Raw genomic sequence first — 1,555 nt, 5'->3', positions numbered from 1 at the left:
GCGTCGCTCAGCGCAATCGCCTTTGCTCTTTCCAAGCCGATATAGTTATTGTTGCTGCGGTTCTCAGCCGTCGGCGCTACGGTTGCCCTGTCATGCCTCTTCCAAAATCAAATCGGCCCAAACCTTCTCGCACGGCGAAGGAGCGCATCTATCAAACTCTTCTCGAGTGGATTATAGATGGCACATTAGCACCGGGGGAAAAAACTCAACAATTCGGAAATTTCCAATTTTTTTAACGTCAGCCGCACTCCCGTGCGTGAGGCTATGCAGCTTCTCGCCGACCAGCGCCTGATCGATATCTACCCCGGAAAAGCGAGTATTGTTTCCCCGATTAAACAACAGGATAGAGGAGCTGATCTCCGCCCTGCAAAAACACGACCTTGCGGCTGCCTGTGCTGTCGTGCGTAAGAACTGGGTCAACACTCTGATCTGTTGACCGTAAAAAAGAGCGGAATGCCTTAAGAAAACAAGGCGCTCCGCTCTTTTTTCTTTATTCTCTTGCGCGCAACGCCTCACAGTCAAGCTCCAGCACACCTGCACAAAACGAAATTTTCTCAAACCTGAACTCCGGAAACATCTGCTTCAGTTCGTCCACAACAAAGTAAATCTCTTCTTCATCCCAGGCATCGCCCACCTCCCTTCGACACTGCTCCAGCTTCTCCCGGTCCTCAAACATCACATCGCCGATTAAAAGCTGCCCGCCCGGGTTCAGCAGCTTGCGGAGGGCTTGCAAAAGCAGAAGCTTCTGCTCATCACATAGATGATGCAGCGAGTAGGTCGCTATGATAAAGTCATAGCGTTCTCTGAGGAGCGGTTCTGCCAGCCCCTCTGCAAAGTCCCCCTGATAGAGCCTCGCCTCCGGCATCTTTTGCGCGGCAAGTTCGATCATACGCTCCGAAAAGTCCTGCCCATAAACGGTACAGCCCTTTTCATACAGCCTGGCCGTCAACCTTCCGCTTCCAAAGCCAAGGTCCAGAACAACAGCTTTCGGCTTTCGCATAATACTTTGATAGATGTTTCCGAGCACTGCTCTGTATCCGGCAAAGGGATAGGTGTTTTTTTCCTCGGAAATCCCCACAAGCTTATCATAGTCCTCTGCCCAGAGATCAAAGCCCTTTTTATCCAACATAATTGCCCCTCACTTCGCATACCTTCTACAGACAAATTTCTCGATATTCGATCTGAATATCGGCCTAACGCTTACATTCAATCGGGCCGATTTTTCCATGTCATCTCTAGGTATATTGTAATGCCGTTCGCGCTGCCAATCAACGAACAAGAGCCCCGTTCGGAATCATTTTCCGAAACGGGGCATCTGTAAGGATCAATCGCGGTCTATATCATATTCGATGATGCCTCCGGAGTAGGCATCGATCTTATAATCATACTCTGTGTTTCCGACATAGAACTCAATCTCGTATACGCCTCTGCCGTCATCATCATCGAGCTTCGCCTTGGAAAAGGATACCGAGGATGCCGAGACACCCGCGTGTCCCAGAGCAATCGACTTCGCACGGTCCACACCGATGAAGCCTCTCGATGCCTCGGTTGCCGC

The 1,555-nt window shown here is 50.5% G+C and carries 3 protein-coding genes and 1 pseudogene; 2 read left to right on the top strand and 2 right to left on the bottom strand.

Translation table 11 applies throughout. The features are described from left to right. Both HMPREF9623_RS11730 and HMPREF9623_RS12255 read left to right on the top strand, forming a co-directional pair. Positions 1–236 (top strand): annotated as a pseudogene (locus HMPREF9623_RS11730) (hypothetical protein); the annotation flags it as partial. Positions 237–252: 16 nt separating this feature from the next. Then, the gene (locus tag HMPREF9623_RS12255) at positions 253–408 is read left to right on the top strand and encodes a hypothetical protein (protein WP_083826793.1); all 156 of its coding nucleotides are present in this window, start codon (positions 253–255) and stop codon (positions 406–408) included. A gap of 82 nt (positions 409–490) precedes the next feature. Here HMPREF9623_RS12255 and HMPREF9623_RS07730 read toward each other — a convergent pair whose 3' ends face one another. Next, a complete protein-coding gene (locus HMPREF9623_RS07730; RefSeq protein ID WP_009533342.1) occupies positions 491–1,129 on the bottom strand; it encodes a class I SAM-dependent methyltransferase in 639 nt (212 codons plus the stop codon). Positions 1,130–1,324: 195 nt separating this feature from the next. Further along, positions 1,325–1,555, bottom strand: a 231-nt coding sequence (locus HMPREF9623_RS07725; RefSeq protein ID WP_009533341.1) for a PepSY domain-containing protein, incomplete at its 5' end; no start/stop codon positions are given.

The organism is Stomatobaculum longum (assembly GCA_000242235.1).
In the GTDB taxonomy this organism is placed as follows: Bacteria; Bacillota; Clostridia; order Lachnospirales; family Lachnospiraceae; genus Moryella; species Moryella longum.
Note: the sequence above shows the minus strand (reverse complement) of the source record. Positions and strands in the feature narration are given on the sequence as shown.

Excerpts from the sequence above, each read along its gene's own strand:
- HMPREF9623_RS07730 (WP_009533342.1), bottom strand. The coding sequence starts at position 1,129 with ATGTTGGATAAAAAGGGCTTTGATCTCTGGGCAGAGGACTATGATAAG.